Source organism: Paracoccus sp. S4493 (assembly GCF_000967735.1).
GTDB lineage: Bacteria > Pseudomonadota > Alphaproteobacteria > Rhodobacterales > Rhodobacteraceae > Paracoccus > Paracoccus marcusii.
On record NZ_JXYF01000178.1, the window covers coordinates 1 to 758 of the forward strand.

The following is a 758-nucleotide window of genomic DNA, read 5'->3' on the forward strand; positions in this document are numbered from 1 at the left end:
CTGCGGCGGCGTTCGGCCAGCTCCAGTTCGCGATAACCCAGATCGCCCAACTCGGTCTCGGCCATCTCGCGGCGTTCGGCGGCCAGGCGCAGGCTTTGGATCTGCAGCTCGGTCTGGCGGATCGCGGCCGAGGCGCGGCTGGCCTGCAGCGACCCCAGTTCACCGTCGATGCGCGCGGCCTCGCGCTCCAGGGCCAGCACGCGGCTGGCCTGGGCCAGCCCCCGGTCCAGCAGGCTCTGCTGGTCGGTCAGCTCGCGCCCTATCAGGTCGCGCTGCGTGCCCAGGGCGGCGAACTGGGCGTCGATGCCGTCGACCTCGGAATCGATCTGGTCAGATTGCTTGGCCAGCTGGTCCAGCGACTGGCGCAGCGTGTCCAGCCGTGTGCGGAACAGGCTGGTCTGTCCCGCGATCAGATCCTGCAGCGCCGGCGACGCGGTCGCGGCCTGCACCAGTTCGTCGGGAAAGGTGATCGTGTCGGCATCGGCGCGTTCGGCCTCCAGCCGGCCGCGGCGGGCCAGGATCTCGAAATACTGGCCCTCGACGATGGTGTGCTCGGTACGCAGCAGCGTGCCGTCCAGCGTCAGCAGCAGATCGCCCGCGGCGACGGTGCTGCCCTCGGATGTGGCGATGTCCTGGACCACGCCGCCATCGGGGTGCTGGACGATCTGGCGCTGCTGTTCGACCTCGACCTGGCCGCCCGCCACGACCGCGCCCGAGATGCGCGTGGACATCGCCCAGACCGTGAAGCCGCCCACCAG

General features: G+C 70.7%; 1 pseudogene. It reads right to left on the bottom strand.

Annotated features, from left to right (window positions below):
* Nucleotides 1-731: pseudogene (locus tag TW83_RS15980) on the bottom strand (HlyD family type I secretion periplasmic adaptor subunit); the annotation flags it as partial.
* Between the last annotated feature and the right edge of the window lie 27 nt (nucleotides 732-758).